Here is a 16,574-nt window from a genome sequence, read left to right as displayed (position 1 = left end):
AGCTGCGCCCCAAACCCGCTGGATATGAAAAGACAAGATCAAGACCTTGGAGCTGCGCCCCAAACCCGCTGGATATGAAAAGACAAGATCAAGACCTTGGAGCTGCGCCCCAAACCCGCTGGATATGAAAAGACAAGATCAAGACCTTGGAGCTGCGCCCCAAACCCGCTGGATATGGAAAGACAAGATCAAAAGACAAAATCAAAAGACAAGATCAAGACCTTGGAGCTGCGCCCCAAACCCGCTGGATATGGAAAGACAAGATCAAAAGATAAGATCAAAAGACAAACCGTGGGCGCTGCCCACACCCGGCAGGGTAATAATTACCCTGCACCCGTGGAAATATAATCTTGATTAACATCAGGGTAGATGCACAATTCCGATTCGGAATCACGATATCAAACCGCTTCAAACAGCCCCCCACACACACTCCACCACCACCCATAAAAAAAGGACGCTCCCGTTAAGAAGCGCCCCCTTTTTCAAAGAGCCCCCGCAACGGGAACCCCCTTTAACAAACAATCAGCACTGACTCAGTACCCACCTCCCAAGGAGTGGACATAGAGGGTGACCTCTTTGATGGTAAGAGGATCAAGCTGGCGACCAAAACCTTCGAATCCTTCACCCCAAGCAGGCATCTTGCCGATACGACCGTAGGAAATGGTCTCCATGATGCGCTCGGGAGCGCCACCGTAGAGCCAGAGACCGTCGGACAGGTTGGGAGCACCCATGCTGGGATCCAGAGGTTCGCCATCAGCGGTGTCGATGAGAGAGCCCTTGCCATTGTCGCCATGGCAGGCATAACAGGCAGCATCCCCCTTATAAAGCTCCTCACCTCGACCGGCAGCGTCTTTATCCTGGGCGCGGCCTGAAAGCCCCAAAACATATTGGGTCAGGTCGCTGACTTGCGCTTGGCTGAAAGCGCCGTCAGCAGCGTCCAAATGGGCGGGCATGTTGCCAGCGCGACCATACTGAATGGTTTCTTCGATGGCTTCCAAGGTGCCGCCATAAAGCCAGTCATCATCCACCAGGCTGGGAAATCCATCCACTTTGGCGCCAATGCCGCCGCTGCCGTGGCAAGGGGCGCAGTTGTCACCGAAAGTGGCCTTGCCGCCGGAGATGGCATAGGCCAAAAGTTTGGGGTCGGAGGCGATTTCGGCTGTGGAAAGAGCAGCCAGTTTTTCGTCAAAAGGCTTTTGCAGAGCCTTGGCCGCAGCCATTTCCTCATCCAGCTGTTTGTATTGGGACCAACCCAGCATGCCCTTGGTAAAATCGTTCGCCAGGGGCCAGGCAGGGTAGAGAAACCAGTAGATTACCGACCAGACAATAGTGGCGTAAAAGGTGTAGAGCCACCAGCTGGGAAGGGGGTTGTTGTATTCCTTGAGTGGATAGCCCTCATCGTCATCCCACTGGTGACCGGTGGTTTCGACATTTTTTTCTTCTTCGGCCATGGTCTTTCTCCTCTATTTTTTCGCAGTCTGGTGGGAGTCAGCGGGATTGAGCCTGATAGGACGAAAAGTCCACCAGAGTCCCCAGCATCTGGAGATAGGCCACCATGGCATCCAACTCCGTAATTTGATCGCTTTTGCCGTCAAAGTCACCCAGAGGCACCTTTTCACCATAGCGAGCACTCAATTCGTCGGTATCGCTATTGGGTATGGCCTGGGCTTCGAGGTCGGCCTTGGCCTGGGCAATCATCGCTTCGGTATAAGGCACGCCGACGGTATTGAGCACACTCAGGCGATCACCGATATCTTCATAGTCGAGAGGGGTGGTTTCCAGCCAGCCGTAGGAAGGCATGACCGATTCCGGCACCAGCTTGCGGGGATTGCGCATGTGCTCCTGATGCCAGAGATTGGAATATTTACCCCCCACCCGGGCCAGATCCGGTCCGGTGCGTTTGGAACCCCACTGGAAGGGGTGATCGTGCTGGCTTTCTGCGGCGAGGGAGTAGTGGCCGTAGCGCTCCACCTCGTCACGGAAGGGGCGAATCATTTGGGAGTGGCAGTTGTAGCACCCTTCCCGGACATAGATGTCCCGGCCTTTGACTTCCAGCGGGGTATAGACCCGCATGCCGGTGACAGGCTCGATGGTGCTGTCGATAAAAAAGAGCGGAACGATCTCCACCAGGCCGCCAATGGCTACCACGACCAGGGTGAGAATGCTCATGAGAGGTACGGATTTTTCGATGGTTTCGTGTTTCACCGAATCAACTCCTTGATGCTTTGATGATGGCCTTCAACCGGATGTTGCCTGGATGCGGAATCAAGCTTGAGTACCTGCGCCGCGAATCGTCTTCGTCATGTTGTAGATCATCACCAACATGCCTGCTAGGAAGACCAAGCCCCCCAAGGTACGCATGAAATAGTAGGGGTGCATCACCGCCACGGTTTCGGCGAAGGAGTAGGTGAGGTTGCCAAAGGAGTCATAGGCCCGCCACATGAGACCCTGCATGACGCCGGAGATCCACATGGAGACGATATAAATGACGATGCCGATGGTTGCGAGCCAAAAGTGGAGGTTGATCAATCCCACTGAATGGACTTTGGTCTTCCAGAGACGGGGGATGAGATGATAAAGCGCCCCAAAGGAGACCATGGCCACCCAGCCCAGTGCACCGGAGTGAACGTGACCCACAGTCCAGTCGGTATAGTGGGAAAGGGCGTTGACCTCCTTGATGCTCATCAGCGGTCCCTCGAAGGTGGACATGCCGTAGAAGGAGAGGGAGATCACGAAAAAGCGCAGGATGGGATCAGTGCGGAGTTTATGCCACGCCCCTGAAAGGGTCATGATCCCGTTGATCATACCGCCCCAGGAGGGAAGCAGCAGCATCAGGGAAAAGGTCATGCCCAGAGTGGAGGCCCAATCCGGCAGGGCGGTGTAGTGAAGATGATGGGGGCCGGCCCAGATGTAGAGGAAGGACAAGGCCCAAAAGTGCACGATGGAGAGCCGGTAGGAGTAGACCGGACGTTCTGCCTGCTTGGGGATAAAATAGTACATCAATCCCAAAAAGGCCGAGGTGAGGAAAAAGCCCACGGCGTTGTGGCCGTACCACCATTGGATCATCGCTTCCTGAACACCGGCAAAGACCCCATAGGACTCCAGCATGTTGACCGGCACCGCCAAGTTGGCGATCACATGGAGCATGGCCACGGTGATGATGAAGGAGAGATAGAACCAGTTGGCCACATAGATGTGGGGTTCTTTCCGCTTGGCGAGTGTGCCGACAAAGTTGATCAGGTAGGCCACCCACACCACGGTTATGATGATATCGATGATCCAGATCGGCTCGGCATATTCCCGACCCTGGGTCAGCCCCAGGGGATAGGTGATCACCACCAGCACCACCACCAGGTTCCAGCCCCAGAAGGTGAGGTTGGAGAGAAAATCCGAAAAAAGCCGCGCTTTACAGGTGCGCTGCACCACATAGTAGCTGGTGGCAAAGAGCACCGAACCACCGAAGGCAAAAATCACTGCCGAGGTGTGTAGGGGTCGCAATCGGCCAAATGAGATGTAGGGGATACCCATGTTTAGATCTGGAAAGGTGAGCTGGGCGGCGAGGATGACCCCCACCAAAAATCCCACCACGCCATAGATCAAACTGGCTACGGAAAACTTTTTGATTACCTCATAATCGTAGGTCTCGGCTCTCGTCGCTTCTGCCACCTGCCATCTCCTTTATTGCGTGTCACGGGCCAGAAAAAACACTATTCCCCCCCGGTTTGCTCATCCCTTGGGCCAACCAGTGCATTAGAATATTATGATCTTTTAATTCTTACAACCATTTAGCGTCTTTTTTCTCGCGATGGGGCCTTTTTTGTTCCCCACGCAAGAAAAACGTGAAAGGGCCTCCTCTGGTGGGAGCGAGAGATCGATCCTTTTCATTCGTCAGATATCGGATAAAGGTGTCCTACAGTGGTGTTCAAGTCCAATAACCGGAGCTGGCCGGGGTGATGACGATGGTTCGGGATGAGCTGTCGGTAGCACGACCGTGCCTGGATGAAGCCTGGCAGGGGCTGAACCGGGAGGCTGGCCATCAGAAAGAAGATCTTCAGGGCCATCTCGAAAGCGTTCATTCCGAACTGTTGTTGATAGCGTAATTTTTGATATTTGGCAATTTATTTTCTTCATTTTGGGCTATAAATTTTCCGGTCGTTTTTTCAAGCCATTCGGCGGGAAACCCAACCCGGCCACTGGTCAAGCTTAGAGCAGGCTCGCTCGCTCTTTTCATTCCCGGCTCCCCCTCCATGCCAGTCCTTACCCGCCAGCGTTTTGCAAACGGCCCTGACTTCACGATTGAAAGCGTGTATGATTGAGATGTGACGTTTGAAAGCGTGTATGATTGAGACATGTTTGGTTTGGATCTCATTTTTCCTGGCGTAAGAGCCCTCCCCTGAAAAAAACGGGAGCTGGCAGATCGCTTTTATTAATCACTCAATATATCTATAACGATCAATCCATGGCCAAGTCGTCCTCTGGTAAATCCTCACACCGCTGCCCTGTCAAGGCCAAAATGCGAACTGTCACTTGCGAAAAGTGCGAGTTGCATGGCTTTCTGCATATCCTTGGGGGGATGGTGCATGGAGAGGAATCACTGCTGGAAAAGTTGCTCATCCGCCAACAGCCGGTCCCCAAGGGAGAGACCCTCTTTCGGGAGCGACACCCCTTCTACGCTATCTTTGCGGTGAAATCCGGCAGTTTTAAAAGCTACACCACCGATAACCAGGAAGAGCGTGTTCTGGGTTTTCACCTGCCCGGTGAATTGTTGGGGCTCGATGCTTTTCTCTCCCCCGCCTATAGCTCCACAGTCAGAGCCTTGGAAGAGAGCGAGGTGTGTACCCTGGCCATCCGGGATTTGGCCATTTCTGAAAGTGACCTGACCAAGGTCCAAACCCAGGTGATCCGGGTGCTGACCCATCAGATCAATGAAGAGCGCCGCCAATCCCTGCTGGCGGCCCGGCGCACCGCTGAAGAGCGGCTGGCCGCTTTTCTGCTGAACATTTCAGATCGCTACCAAAAACGCGGGCTGCCGGGAGATATCTTCCGACTCACCATGCTCCGACCCGACATTGCCAATTTTTTAGGACTTGCCATGGAGACTGTCAGCCGTATCTTGCAGCGTTTTCGGGAACAGGAACTGCTCTCCATCAACGGCAAGCAGGTTCAGCTGCTGGACATCCCCTGCCTCCAGGCCATCGCCCGAACCTGCCCCAATCCCCCTGGGGCCCCACCATCCACTTCTTGAATTTCCAGGTTTCACCTTCCTTAAGAGGCTGCACGCTTCCTCTGATTCGGTTGGTTTCCCTGCCTTGACAGATCTGGAAACGAGGGTGAAGATTTCGCTGCCTTTAGAGGGCCAAAACAGCGAAAACGGGAAGTGATCAAAGGGCTCTCTGTTAGTGAAATGCTTGAACTTTCATCGCTTTTGTAATTCTACGGAACTTTTTTGAACTTTTCAGCGACCAGCTCTATCATAACAACTGTTGGGAGGGATCACTCACCTTCCTGCCAAAGCGCCCTCCAATCCGATCCGATTGAGGAAACATGACCTCAGCCGCCCCATCGCTTTACGCCGCCCATCAAAAAATCCACCCCAAGTATCAACCTGGTTTTTTTCGATGGATCAAGTGGGCCACCCTCTGGTTTCTCCTGGGGATCTACTATCTTGTGCCCCTGATCCGCTGGGATCGAGGCCCCGACGTGCCGGATCAAGCGGTTTTATTCGACTTGCCCGCCCGTAAATTTTATATATTCGACCTGGTCATTTGGCCCCAGGAGATCTTTCTGCTGGTTTTTGTGCTGATCATTGCTGCGGTGGGACTTTTCTTCATAACCGCCTTGGCTGGGCGGGTTTTTTGCGGCTACATCTGCTTTCAGACGGTTTGGACCGATCTTTTTATCTATGCCGAAAAATGGATAGAGGGGGATCGTAACCGTCGGATTCGTCTTGATAAAAGCCCCTGGAATGCCCGCAAGATTACCATTAAGGTCACCAAGCATCTGGCTTGGCTCGTAATCAGTCTGGCCACGGGAGGGGCTTTCACCTTCTATTTTGCCGATGCTCCCACACTGTTTCTGGAGTTTTTGACCGGAACCGCCCCCTACGCCGCTTGGTTCACCCTGGCTTTTCTCACACTCACTACCTACACCATGGCCGGTTTGGCCCGGGAGCAGGTGTGTCTTTATATGTGCCCCTATGCCCGCTTTCAGGGGGCGATGTTTGACGAAGATACGCTGCTCATCGCCTACGATGAAGGTCGGGGGGAACCCCGGGTGGGCAACCGCCGCCAACGCCGAAAAGATCCTCGGGCTGCCGGTGATTGCATCGACTGTATGGAGTGCGTGCGGGTCTGCCCCACCGGAATCGACATCCGGGATGGTCAGCAATATCAGTGTATTACCTGTGCGGCTTGTATCGATGCCTGTGATTCGGTCATGGATCGGGTCAAGCGTCCCCATGGTCTCATCCGTTATACCTCCTCTCGGGGGTTGCAAGGGCTTAAGACCCGTATTATCCGTACCCGGGTGGTGGTCTACACCGCCATCATGGTATTGGCGGCGGTAGCCCTTGCTTGGCAGTTGCAGGCTCAGGTACTGCTGGAGATGAGTGTCATCCGTCACCGCAAACCGGTCTTCATTCAGCAGTCGGACGGTGCCATTCAGAACAACTTTACCGTCCGCATTCTCAACCGTACGCCCAAAAACCTCACCTATCACCTGACCGTGGACGGGTTGCCCGGGGGACGCATGAAAGTGGGGGCCAGCAATATTTGGCAAGCGGTCCAGACCGACCCCTCAACCAATGCGCCTGCCAAGGAGGTCGGACACCTGCTCAGCGTGGGATCGGGGGAAGCGATTCCCTTTTCGATCTATCTGCGCCAGCCTCCCAGCCACCTGGAACCCGGCTCCACTGAGATCACATTTCACCTTCAAGCGGTGGATGATCCGACGGTGGCGGATGGCTATACGACTGTATTCATGAGGCCCTGATGGTTAACGTCCCTTCTTCAGAAACGCCTGCCAAGAGATTCAGGATTTCCCCCTGGCCCCTGGGGATCATCGTCTTTTTCCTGATTGTTTTTATCGCCAACGGGGTGATGATCTATTATGCCAGTCGCTCCTGGAACGGCTTGGTCACCGAAGACCACTACCGCAAGGGGATTGCTTTTGACGAGGTGGTTCAAGCCCAAACCGCTCAGGATGCTCTGGGTTGGCAGGGCTCCCTGGAGGCGGCCGGGCTCATCACTGGGCAGCCCGGTCGGTTGCTTTTCAGGCTGACGACATCCAACGGCGAACCTCTGCCCCAAGCTCAGGTGAGTGGGGTTTTGTTTCGACCGACCCAAGCCGGTTTTGATCTGCCACTGACCCTCACCGAAACCGATCCCGGACTCTATGTGGTTCGGATTGAGCCGCCATTTCCTGGTGCGTGGGATGTAAAACTCCTGGCTGTAACCCCTGCCGGAGAGTACCGTTTTGCCGAACGCATCCACATTCCCCCTTCCTCTTCCGACAAGGGTGCCTAATGGAATTCGATGAGATTTTCCTCCTCTCCAAGGAGATCGCCCTGGTCTGGTTTTTTCTGCTCTTTGTGGCGATTGTGTTCTGGGCGTTTAGACCAGCGAACAAAAAACGGTTTGAAAAAATGAGCCGAATGGCCCTGGATGATGACGATGAACCTGGCCAGGAAGAGTCGAATGGCAAACAGTGATTCTTGTTTTTCAAAGAAATTTATTTTTTTTGATGACAGGATCCATTTTGTCTATGTAAACAGCGCCTATCTGCTATCATAAGCCTCGGGGTGAACTCCTGGCGCGGTGCTGCCAGACACCTCCAGTCGTCAGCTCTCTTTTCTGAGAGGCTGTTTGGTGATTGTGGATTGCGCCGCCCCGGCAAGGCAAAATCGCGCGGAAAACCGGAGCGTACTCCAGTACGTGAGGATTTGAGCACGATTTTAACGCCGCCGCGGCAAGCAGGACGCAATCACCAAATAGCCTCTGACAGGTTCTTATCATCAGGAATCGGTCCCAAGGGAGCCGACAGGCTATCTCCAGGGGGCGGCTCTTTCCAGCCGATGGACCTCACTGGCGATGTTGGATAAAAACCCTGCCTCGTTTCTGGCCAATCAGGTCGGAGTGGCAGAGGATCATTTCTTGAAGATCTGTTTGCGGGAGATGTGTTGATGGCTACGAATCACCCCACTCTGGACCTGGCCCTTTTCCGGGAGATGGGAGAGGAGCTGGAAGAGGATTTTGAGCCCTACCTGGAACTCTTTCTCAACACCCTGGGCAAGCGTTTGGCCTCCATCGAAAAGGCCCTGGCCGCAGATGATGGCCCCGCTATCTGTAGAGAGACCCATCCCATGAAGGGGGTCACCCGCCAAGTCGGATGTAGTCGGGCTGGGGAGTTGGCTGAAACCCTGGAAAATCTCGCCAAAAATGAGCGTCTGGATGAAGGCCGGAAGCTGTTTGTTGAGCTAAAGAGCGAAGCCCGACAACTGCTCCAGGCGATCCGCGAAGAAACCCAACTGCCGGAATTGAACATTCCTTCGGGTTGATTGAATTTTCCTCAGGTATTGCACAAAATTTATCTCAAAGGAGGAAATGTCGGCTCAGGAGAGAAGCTCCAGATCGGGGTTTAACTGATAGCCATATCCGGAAACAGTCAGCACCACCCCGTTGCCCTTGCGCCCCGTGCCGGTTTTTCGGCGAATACGGCAGATGATGGAATCCACCGTGCGATCTCCCGGGGGCTCTCCCCGATGGGAAATGGCATCCTTTAGCCGATCCCGTCCCACCACATCCCCCCCGGCCTTGACCAGCGTCGCCAAACAATCGAACTCCCCACGGGTCAAAGAGATGGTGCCTGACTTTGCTGAAACCAGCCGCCGTTTGGCCAGATCCATGGAAAAATCTCCAAACCGAACCGCCCCCGTCGCTTCACCAGGCAGAACAGGCCTGCCAGGCTGGGAAACTTGAGCACGTTTTAAAAGATTTTCAAGACGTATCACCAGCTCCCTGGGTTTGAAGGGTTTGGTGAGATAGTCATCGGCCCCAATTTCCAATCCCACCAGACGATCCTGATCCTCATCACGGGCTGAGACGATCATGAGGGGGACGTTGGAGTGGTGGCGCAGCTTGCGGGCTACCACCAAACCATCCTCATCCGGTAGCCCCAAGTCCAATAACACAGCATCCGGTTGTTTTTTATCAAAGGCCTGAAAAAAATCAGCTGCCTGGGAATAAGCCTCGACCCGAAAGCCTGATTTTTCCAGAAAGGAAGTTAGCAGATACTGCATGCTGACATCATCATCCAGCAGGTGGATGAGGGGTGTTGGGCGTTTTGTGGGCATGGTTTGAAAACCGCTGATAAGGATTGCAGAGGGCTGAAAATGGTTTGATAGAAGGAATTTTGCTCGGTGAAGAAGGGTGCTGTCAATGTCTCAGATATTTGTTGGCAACATTTTGGCAATATTTTTTTTCTCCAAACATACCCCTCCACAGGGAATTCATGTTAAAAATGCCATCAACAAAAAATTGAATCACATCATGGCTGAGTCTCATAAAACTGAAAAAAGTCTAAAAAGAACACGAAAATAACATAAAATCAAGCGCTTGACTCTGTCGTGGCTCTGAGCGCTTGCCGTTCTGTCATCATGTTTAGAAGAGGAAAGCGCCAACACAACGGGCTTTCTCCATGATCCACTCGAATCGATCGGCTACCCTATGTTGAAATATAAATTCATGCGGAACAGCTTTTTGGCCTCCGTGCTGATTGCGCTCTTTCTGCCTATCTATACGATATTTTTCACCTACCCCACCTTCAATCGCCTGCTCACGGCAAATACCGAGGAGGCTGCCATCCGTATTGGCACCCATCTGGCCACCATGGTGGGAGAAGCGGATGTGGCCAATGAGGGGCCATTGCAGGTTTCCGATGAATTGAAAACGGAAGCCGCCAAGGTGGCCCGGGATTTCAAGGTGATGAAATACCGTGTTTTCGCCCACACCGGTGAGTTGGTCTACTCTTCCGTAGCGAGTGAGATCGGGCGAATGAATGAAAAGGAGTATTTCCATCAGATCGTGGCTCAGGGTGGGGTGTTTACCAAAACCGTGGCCAAGGAAGGATCCACCATGGAGGGGGAAACCTTCAAAATGGATGTGGTGGAAACCTATGTGCCTATCCTTCGGGAGGGTCGCTTTGTGGGGGCGTTTGAGATCTATTTTGATATCACAGCGCCAAAAGGGGCACTGGATGAGGCGATTATGCACTCTTCGGCGGTGCTGATCATCATCGGTGGCGGCTTTTTGTTCCTGATGTTGCTGGTGCGCCGCTCTGTCGTGGGCCCGATCTCCCATGTGACCCAGGCGATGAACCACATGGCCCAAGGCAACTATGATGAGCGGGTGCCGGTGATGGGCAAGGATGAAATCAGCGATATGGCGCGGATTTTCAATCAAATGGGTGATCAGCTCAAACGCTCCCACGCCGGATTGCATCAGGAAAAGAAAAAACTGACCACCATTTTGCTTTCAGCCCGAGAGGGTATCGTGGTCACTGACCCCAAAAACAGAGTGGTTTTGGCCAACCCCTCGGCCCAACGGTTGCTGGGTAAGGACGAAAAAACCATTTTTGAGGAAGGGTTTCACAACCTGATCGACGACGCTGATTTTGTGACCCGGTTTTTGGAAACCTCTGGTGTCGGTATGCCGGAGACCATCGTTTTCAACCAGCATGTTTTGCAGTTTTACGCTTCCACCATCCACAGCCCTCAGGATGGCCGTATCGGCTCTGCAGCTTTGATCCGGGATGTCACCGAGGAGAAAAAGCTGGAGGATAAACTGCGGGAGCTATCCCACACCGATGGCCTGACCGGGCTGCTCAACCGGAGGCGTTTGGATGAAATATTGGCAGCAGAGTTCCAGCGTGCCAAGCGTTATGGCACCGAATTTGGGATTTTGCTCTTTGATGTGGACCACTTTAAAAAATTTAACGACGAGCACGGCCACGATCAGGGAGATCGGGTGCTCCAGGCGTTGGCCCACGAGATGAAGGATCACTTCCGCTCTCTGGACTATTGCTGCCGTTTTGGGGGGGAGGAGTTTTGCATCATCATGCCCTCCACCATCACTCCCGGCATCATGGATGCAGCGGATCGGTTTCGGGTTAAAGTGGCCAACATGCTGGTGGATGGTCTCCAAGTCACCATCAGTATCGGGATTGCCATTTTTTCCCAGGTACAGCCCGAAAAAGGCCCCCAAGGGATGATCAAGCTGGCGGATGAGGCGCTCTATGCCGCTAAACAGGCTGGACGCAACCGGGTCAAATTTTTCCCCTTATAGGCGTCCTAATTTGAGTTGGAGTGGTTTGGCGTATGGGCCTGAGAGGGAGGTGACTTTATTGGGAGTCTGTCTTTAACCCAAAGAAGAGACCAACCCCTCAACCAGCCACTGCCGAAGCTTTCCTCGCTGGATTTTTCCTGAGCCGGTTCGGGGAATGGCTTCCACCTGGACAAAGCGATGGGGGAGATGGTTTCCGGAGAGCTGTTTGCGCAAGGCACGCAGAGTTCGCCCCTTGTGAAAATCCACCCCCGGTTTCATCACACAAAAAGCCACCGGAACCGTCCCGAACGGCTCGGTTTCCCGGGCGATCACCCCCACATCCTGAAACCACCCCAGGGCCATCATGCGCTCCATGATCACCACCGCCGAGACTTTCTGACCATTCACCTTGAAAACATCATCCAGCCGTCCCTGGACAAATAGAAAGCCCTCCTCGTCGCAATATCCCAGATCCCCCGTGCGAAATCCCGCCTTGGTGAGTCCTTTGCGGGTGGCTTCGGGATTGTTGAAATAACCATCGAACAGCAGCTCCCCCCCGGCGATAATCTCTCCCACCTCTCCGGGCTCCATAGAGGAGCCATTTTCTGGATGGACCACTTTCAGGGTGAGGCCTTTGATGGGTTTGCCAACGCTTCCAGCCCGCTCTTCCAGCTCTTCCGGGGGCAAAAAACAGAAACGCCCTCCTGTTTCAGTCAAGCCATAGAGGGTGTAAATTTTGATCCCGTAGGCGTGCAAGCGGAAGGTCTCGATCACCTCTACAGGCAGATGGTCGCCGGATGAAATGACTCCGGTAAGAGGGAGCTTTTCCAGGTTTTTAGAAGAGGCGACCGATTTCAAATGTTGCCCGATCCAGCGTATCTGCACGGGAGCCCCACCAAAGAGAGTCGCCCGGTTGCGGATGATCGCTTCCAGCATATCCCGGGGCATCTGTTTTTTTTCCACGCCAATCAGGCAGGCTTCGGAAAAGGCGCAGGCCAAAAAATGGCAGATGGCGCTGGTAAAATGAAAGCCGATGTTGATGAAGAGTCGGTCATCACCATCCATGGGGAGTTGGGCCAGGGTGCCCTGGGCATTGCCAGCCAGAGAGCGATGGGAAATCCGGACCCCCTTGGGGGTGCCTGTGGAGCCGGAGGTAAAAAGGATCGCACACAAATCTTCGGGGCGGTCGGGATCATCCTGAATGGGAAATCCCCTCGCATTTTCAAAAACGGGAGAGCTTGCTGTATCCCCTTGGCTCATCTGGCTGGTATCGATGGTGGTCAAGCCCGGAATATCGCGGTTGCCACAGAGAGCCACGGCTCCGGAAATGGTTGATAGGATGCGGATTTGCTCGTCAGGGGCCTCCCCCGCTACCGGCACGATCACCCCGCCCATTCCCCACACGGCGACGATATCGATAAAGCTTTCCACCCCCCGACCCGCCAGCACCAAAATCCGATCCCCCCGGGCAGCCTGTTTCCCCAAGGCGATGGCGCGCAATAGGGCAAGGTTTAAAAATGCCCGCCGATCCAAAAGTTTTGCATCCAGGGCATAAATGGGGCGATCCAAGATGGGCTGCCACGCCTGGGCGATCATGAGGGCGATGTTTTGGCGGGGAAGGGGCATGGGTAATCCTTACAGAATGGGCGGAGGCAACCTTTTGGAGGGCCCTTGGCAACCACCAACCAAAAACGGCTGGCCTCCTGGTTTGGAAGTCAGCCGTTGGGAAAAGCGGGGCATGAAGCGGCTCTGGGCTGGATTGGGTGGTGGGATTTCAGCCCGGATCGTTGGAGCGGAAAGCCGTTATCCCTTTGGGGCGATGGTGGCGGCTTTTTTGGCTGTTCCCGGGGCTGTTTCGTGCTTTTTGGTTCCGGATGGGGAAACCAGGCTCTGCACGCGGGCCTTTTTGCTGGCTGACAGCGGTGAGACGGTGACGGCTTTATCTCCCGGAGAGGCCGTTACCTCAGATCCCGTGGCAACGGTTTTGGAAGCACTCACAGCCTCAGATACGCTGACACCTGTTTTAGCTTCCGGAGCCAAAGGGGTGGTCGCAGCCGGAAGATCCGTCGCTTTTGTATCGGCTCCATCCGGGGCTTCAACGGCTCCATCCGGGGCTTCAACGGCTGCTTCGGCGGGTGTCACGGGGACAGCCTTGGCCGCCTTTTGCCTGGTGGCGGCCTTGGTGCTCCGGCGTTTTTTGCTGCTCGGGGCAACCCGCAACCTGGGGGTTTCCATCACCCGGTTGGGATTAAAACGCACCGGGTTGGGCACCACCAGAGCTTGGCGTACCTGAATTCCCTGGGGCAGATAGACAAACTTGGGCAGGGCATAATCGGGATAGTAGATATGTCCCGATCCGCTACCCAGTCCATTCACCCGGCCATCCTGGGCCGATGCGGGCAGAGCAATAAGCAGACCCAGCAACACCACGACACCCCTGCCCAAACCCAAGTGGCGTTTCACCCCTTGGCGGCAAGGTTTGTTCCCACCGGGCCAATTCCTTGTGGCACCCATGGCATGACTCCTTTTGCAGGTGGGTTGGCAGCCGATATCAGCGAGCTGGCATCATGGGGCTGATCACCATGGGTTGGTAATACTGCATGCCACCCTGCTGGGGGTGCATCACCATCTGCTGAGGCGCTTGCTGGTACATATATTGGGGGACCAGGGCGACACCGGAGTTGGCGGGAACCGCTGCCGGGGCAGGGGTGGCTGCTTTGGCCTGGGGATACTGAGGCACCAGAGCCACACCGGCATACTGGGGAGCGGCCAGCACTTGCACCTGACCGTTGCTGACGGTCTGGATGTGGGCAGCTTCACCGGCGGGGGCGACCGAGGAGTAGATCACGGCTTTGTCGTCAGTGGAGGTGGGTTGCGCCGCTGCAGCCGTGGGCATCACCATCTGGACCGGCACCTGCTGGGTCATGGGCATCATCATGCCAGCCTGGGGGGCATAAGCAGCCTGGGGGGCATAACCGGCCTGGGTGTAATAGCCGCCTTGAACGCCGACAGCGCCGTGAGCGACGGGTTCAAAGGGGTTGTAGGGGTTATACGCGCCGTATTCACCCGCGTTGGTCTCGTCGGCTTGGGGTTTGGCGGAGTGGATGAAGAGACCCACGATGCCGGTTACAGCCAGCACGGCAGCCAAACCACCCGCATCGGCCCGGGCCGGGGTGGGGGTAAAAGTGGAACCGGCAAAAAGGAAGGCGCCAGCGACCACTGCGGAGGTAAGACCATTCTTGCGAGAGCGTACGTTCATTGAGATGTTCCTTCCTTCCAGTTAAAAATTTACAATCTTTTTTTGAAACCCGCTATGCCGATGGCCTTGGGCTCTTGTCGGTCAAATGGGCGATTCGATATCGGGTTGGTTTGTACTCTATCGGTTGTTGGCCACCATGCCTATAGCGGTTCCGATCCACCCCTTCCACATTTGTAGTCCCAGGGCGACGGGATTGACTCCAGGGCCGGGTTTGATGTCGACCTCAACCTCTTCAATCGTGGTGACCGGTATCGGCAGGGAGCTATCCACCACCGGGGTATAGTAGTCCCAGTCACCCGTATAAGAGGGATCCTTGTGCCACCAATATTCAACCGGGTGGGCAAATTTGGAACGCACCTTGACCGGTATGGCATTGGTTTGGTTCAAAGGCATCTGGGGGACGAATTGGTCCTGGGCCTTTGCGGGGGAGGTCGCTGTAGCAACCCCAACCAAAATGGCGGCTGAAAGGAGCCATTTACCGCTAACGGGGAAAGATCTTACCATTTTTTTCATCTTTTTGGCCTTTTTTTTCGTTTATTGCCCAAACCGGCTACCCAATCCGCTGCCAATCATCACTTGGGGGCGGGGGGGGCTGCCAGGGGAGTGGCCACTTTGGCAATCGCTTCCTCAGGGGAAGTGAGCGGCATCTCTTCTACTGGCGGTGCTGGGGAAATGACGGGTGTGGTGGTGATCGTGGGTTGAACCGGCACCACCGGGGCAACCGTTTGCATCCGAACCATGGGCAGCATGGTCTGCATGGGAACCATGGCGTTCATGGGCTGCATTCGAACCATGGGATTCATGGGCTGCATTTGAACCATGGGGGTTGCGGGCTGCATCCGAACCATGGCGGTCGAAGGTTGCACGGGAACCATGGTGGTCGGTTGCATCTTGGCGACGGGATTGGCCGTCTGCATGGTAGTCCTGGGCATCATGGGCTGAATTTGACCCATGGTGGGAACGGCCTGCATCTGACCCATGGTGGGGGTCGCCAGGCTCTGTTGTTGCAGAGCGCTCTCAGGCTGTTGAATCACCAGGGAGGGTCTGGGAACCATCACCGGGGGTTGCTTGACCCACACCGGGGCTTGGGGGACCAGCACCGGGGCTTGTTTTGTCAGCACCGGGGGAGGCTGCACCAGGACCGGAGGGCGCTGCATCAATACCGGCGGACGCTGCACCATCATGGGGGGTTGAGGCACGATGGTGGTGACCATCTTGGGTTCTGGCTTGGGCTCCGGTTCTTTTTCGATCACCACCGGCTCCGGCTGCACCATCACCTGCACGGGACGGCTCTGTAGAGTCACCGAGGTGGGCATCTCATAAGTGGGCAGGGGATAGTAGGTCGGGTCGATTCCACTGATACAGCCGGAGACAGCGACCGACAGCGCCAACCCCAAACAAATCCGACCACCTTTGCCAATGATGCCTCTCAGTGTATCCTTGACGTTCATCCTGTCTTCTCCCTGCCAGATAGTTTTCTGCTTTTTTTTAGCCTGTGAGGAAGCTTATCGGCCAAGGGGGAGGGATCGTTGAGTTGAATTTTCATTTTTTACCATTTCTGCAAGGCCTTTCGGTCTTTTTTATTCATTGTTCCGCTGCATGGCTGCCCTCCCAAAGGGGTGTCTGCATCATCCATTTTCTGGAAACATCTCTTCCCGCACTTTGAGTGGCGGGCCAGGTGTGAAGAAGCCATACCAGCTTCCTGTTTTGCCACCAATCCATTCCCCGGCCTTTACTCGCGGCCAACGAATGATCCTGCACGCATACCGGTTTGGGAGGATGGTGGCTGCCCCTGATACTGGTCTGTTTTGAATCTGGTTTTTTTTGCCATAAATTAAATTATTGTGATGATGGTGTGGAATTTTGTCTAAAGGCACCAAATAATGGTACTATCCTGCCTCCTTTCCAATGGCCCATGCTGTGAGCCATGCAAGTCCCGGGAGAGATGAAGGGGGGGAGGGAGTTAAGCTGCCGTCGAGGGTGGAAACGGCCTCAAG

The 16,574-nt window shown here is 54.8% G+C and carries 16 protein-coding genes; 7 read left to right on the top strand and 9 right to left on the bottom strand.

What is annotated here, in order from left to right; all coding sequences use genetic code 11:
* Nucleotides 1–533 precede the first annotated feature (533 nt).
* The 3 genes from ccoP to ccoN are packed head-to-tail and all read right to left on the bottom strand — an operon-like array spanning nt 534 to nt 3,666.
* Entirely contained in the window at nt 534–1,451 is a 918-nt protein-coding gene (gene ccoP, locus HQL52_15175) for a cytochrome-c oxidase, cbb3-type subunit III (protein ID MBF0370791.1), read from the bottom strand.
* A gap of 37 nt (nt 1,452–1,488) precedes the next feature.
* Nucleotides 1,489–2,205 carry a cytochrome-c oxidase, cbb3-type subunit II gene (gene ccoO / locus HQL52_15170; protein MBF0370790.1) on the bottom strand — a complete coding sequence of 239 codons (717 nt, stop codon included), beginning with the start codon at nt 2,203–2,205 and terminating at the stop codon, nt 1,489–1,491.
* 60 nt (nt 2,206–2,265) lie between these two features.
* Entirely contained in the window at nt 2,266–3,666 is a 1,401-nt protein-coding gene (ccoN, locus tag HQL52_15165) for a cytochrome-c oxidase, cbb3-type subunit I (GenBank protein ID MBF0370789.1), read from the bottom strand.
* Nucleotides 3,667–3,950: 284 nt separating this feature from the next.
* Between ccoN and HQL52_15160 the strand changes: the two genes are divergently transcribed.
* The 6 genes from HQL52_15160 to HQL52_15135 all read left to right on the top strand — a co-directional run bounded on the left by HQL52_15160 (nt 3,951) and on the right by HQL52_15135 (nt 8,554).
* Nucleotides 3,951–4,100: a hypothetical protein gene (locus tag HQL52_15160; protein MBF0370788.1), complete on the top strand. Its 150-nt coding sequence runs from the start codon at nt 3,951–3,953 to the stop codon at nt 4,098–4,100.
* A 359-nt stretch (nt 4,101–4,459) separates the two neighbouring features.
* Nucleotides 4,460–5,245 carry a helix-turn-helix domain-containing protein gene (locus HQL52_15155; GenBank protein ID MBF0370787.1) on the top strand — a complete coding sequence of 262 codons (786 nt, stop codon included), beginning with the start codon at nt 4,460–4,462 and terminating at the stop codon, nt 5,243–5,245.
* Between the two features lie 299 nt (nt 5,246–5,544).
* A complete protein-coding gene (gene ccoG, locus HQL52_15150; GenBank protein ID MBF0370786.1) occupies nt 5,545–6,990 on the top strand; it encodes a cytochrome c oxidase accessory protein CcoG in 1,446 nt (481 codons plus the stop codon).
* The gene (locus tag HQL52_15145) at nt 6,990–7,523 is read left to right on the top strand and encodes a FixH family protein (GenBank protein ID MBF0370785.1); all 534 of its coding nucleotides are present in this window, start codon (nt 6,990–6,992) and stop codon (nt 7,521–7,523) included. Before ccoG ends, HQL52_15145 begins: the two co-directional genes overlap by 1 nt.
* Nucleotides 7,523–7,708, top strand: a complete 186-nt coding sequence (locus HQL52_15140) for a cbb3-type cytochrome c oxidase subunit 3 (protein ID MBF0370784.1) — start codon at nt 7,523–7,525, stop codon at nt 7,706–7,708. The genes HQL52_15145 and HQL52_15140 overlap by 1 nt, the downstream gene beginning before the upstream one ends.
* A 471-nt stretch (nt 7,709–8,179) precedes the next feature.
* Nucleotides 8,180–8,554 carry an Hpt domain-containing protein gene (locus HQL52_15135; GenBank protein ID MBF0370783.1) on the top strand — a complete coding sequence of 125 codons (375 nt, stop codon included), beginning with the start codon at nt 8,180–8,182 and terminating at the stop codon, nt 8,552–8,554.
* A 54-nt stretch (nt 8,555–8,608) separates the two neighbouring features.
* Here the strand turns inward: HQL52_15135 and HQL52_15130 are convergent, their stop codons facing one another.
* Entirely contained in the window at nt 8,609–9,349 is a 741-nt protein-coding gene (locus HQL52_15130; GenBank protein MBF0370782.1) for a response regulator transcription factor, read from the bottom strand.
* 391 nt (nt 9,350–9,740) lie between these two features.
* Between HQL52_15130 and HQL52_15125 the strand changes: the two genes are divergently transcribed.
* Nucleotides 9,741–11,339 carry a diguanylate cyclase gene (locus HQL52_15125; protein ID MBF0370781.1) on the top strand — a complete coding sequence of 533 codons (1,599 nt, stop codon included), beginning with the start codon at nt 9,741–9,743 and terminating at the stop codon, nt 11,337–11,339.
* Between the two features lie 72 nt (nt 11,340–11,411).
* Here HQL52_15125 and HQL52_15120 read toward each other — a convergent pair whose 3' ends face one another.
* From HQL52_15120 to HQL52_15100, 5 genes are all read right to left on the bottom strand, one after another.
* A complete protein-coding gene (locus HQL52_15120) occupies nt 11,412–12,944 on the bottom strand; it encodes an acyl--CoA ligase (GenBank protein ID MBF0370780.1) in 1,533 nt (510 codons plus the stop codon).
* A gap of 177 nt (nt 12,945–13,121) precedes the next feature.
* The gene (locus tag HQL52_15115) at nt 13,122–13,832 is read right to left on the bottom strand and encodes a hypothetical protein (protein MBF0370779.1); all 711 of its coding nucleotides are present in this window, start codon (nt 13,830–13,832) and stop codon (nt 13,122–13,124) included.
* Between the two features lie 37 nt (nt 13,833–13,869).
* On the bottom strand, nt 13,870–14,577 hold the full coding sequence (locus HQL52_15110) for a hypothetical protein (GenBank protein ID MBF0370778.1): 708 nt from the start codon (nt 14,575–14,577) through the stop codon (nt 13,870–13,872).
* Nucleotides 14,578–14,694: 117 nt separating this feature from the next.
* Nucleotides 14,695–14,970, bottom strand: a complete 276-nt coding sequence (locus HQL52_15105; protein ID MBF0370777.1) for a hypothetical protein — start codon at nt 14,968–14,970, stop codon at nt 14,695–14,697.
* Between the two features lie 179 nt (nt 14,971–15,149).
* On the bottom strand, nt 15,150–16,028 hold the full coding sequence (locus tag HQL52_15100) for a hypothetical protein (protein MBF0370776.1): 879 nt from the start codon (nt 16,026–16,028) through the stop codon (nt 15,150–15,152).
* Nucleotides 16,029–16,574 lie beyond the last annotated feature (546 nt).

This window comes from Magnetococcales bacterium, from assembly GCA_015232395.1.
Taxonomy (GTDB): domain Bacteria; phylum Pseudomonadota; class Magnetococcia; order Magnetococcales; family JADFZT01; genus JADFZT01.
Note: the sequence above shows the minus strand (reverse complement) of the source record. Positions and strands in the feature narration are given on the sequence as shown.

What these genes read in the sequence shown, in the direction of transcription:
- HQL52_15115 (MBF0370779.1), bottom strand. Translation starts at nt 13,832, where the DNA reads ATGGGTGCCACAAGGAATTGGCCCGGTGGGAACAAACCTTGCCGCCAA.
- HQL52_15155 (MBF0370787.1), top strand. Translation starts at nt 4,460, where the DNA reads ATGGCCAAGTCGTCCTCTGGTAAATCCTCACACCGCTGCCCTGTCAAG.
- ccoG (MBF0370786.1), top strand. Translation starts at nt 5,545, where the DNA reads ATGACCTCAGCCGCCCCATCGCTTTACGCCGCCCATCAAAAAATCCAC.
- HQL52_15125 (MBF0370781.1), top strand. Translation starts at nt 9,741, where the DNA reads ATGCGGAACAGCTTTTTGGCCTCCGTGCTGATTGCGCTCTTTCTGCCT.
- HQL52_15145 (MBF0370785.1), top strand. Translation starts at nt 6,990, where the DNA reads ATGGTTAACGTCCCTTCTTCAGAAACGCCTGCCAAGAGATTCAGGATT.
- HQL52_15105 (MBF0370777.1), bottom strand. Translation starts at nt 14,970, where the DNA reads ATGCCTTTGAACCAAACCAATGCCATACCGGTCAAGGTGCGTTCCAAA.
- HQL52_15135 (MBF0370783.1), top strand. Translation starts at nt 8,180, where the DNA reads ATGGCTACGAATCACCCCACTCTGGACCTGGCCCTTTTCCGGGAGATG.
- HQL52_15120 (MBF0370780.1), bottom strand. Translation starts at nt 12,944, where the DNA reads ATGCCCCTTCCCCGCCAAAACATCGCCCTCATGATCGCCCAGGCGTGG.
- HQL52_15140 (MBF0370784.1), top strand. Translation starts at nt 7,523, where the DNA reads ATGGAATTCGATGAGATTTTCCTCCTCTCCAAGGAGATCGCCCTGGTC.
- HQL52_15110 (MBF0370778.1), bottom strand. Translation starts at nt 14,577, where the DNA reads ATGAACGTACGCTCTCGCAAGAATGGTCTTACCTCCGCAGTGGTCGCT.
- HQL52_15130 (MBF0370782.1), bottom strand. Translation starts at nt 9,349, where the DNA reads ATGCCCACAAAACGCCCAACACCCCTCATCCACCTGCTGGATGATGAT.
- ccoP (MBF0370791.1), bottom strand. Translation starts at nt 1,451, where the DNA reads ATGGCCGAAGAAGAAAAAAATGTCGAAACCACCGGTCACCAGTGGGAT.
- HQL52_15100 (MBF0370776.1), bottom strand. Translation starts at nt 16,028, where the DNA reads ATGAACGTCAAGGATACACTGAGAGGCATCATTGGCAAAGGTGGTCGG.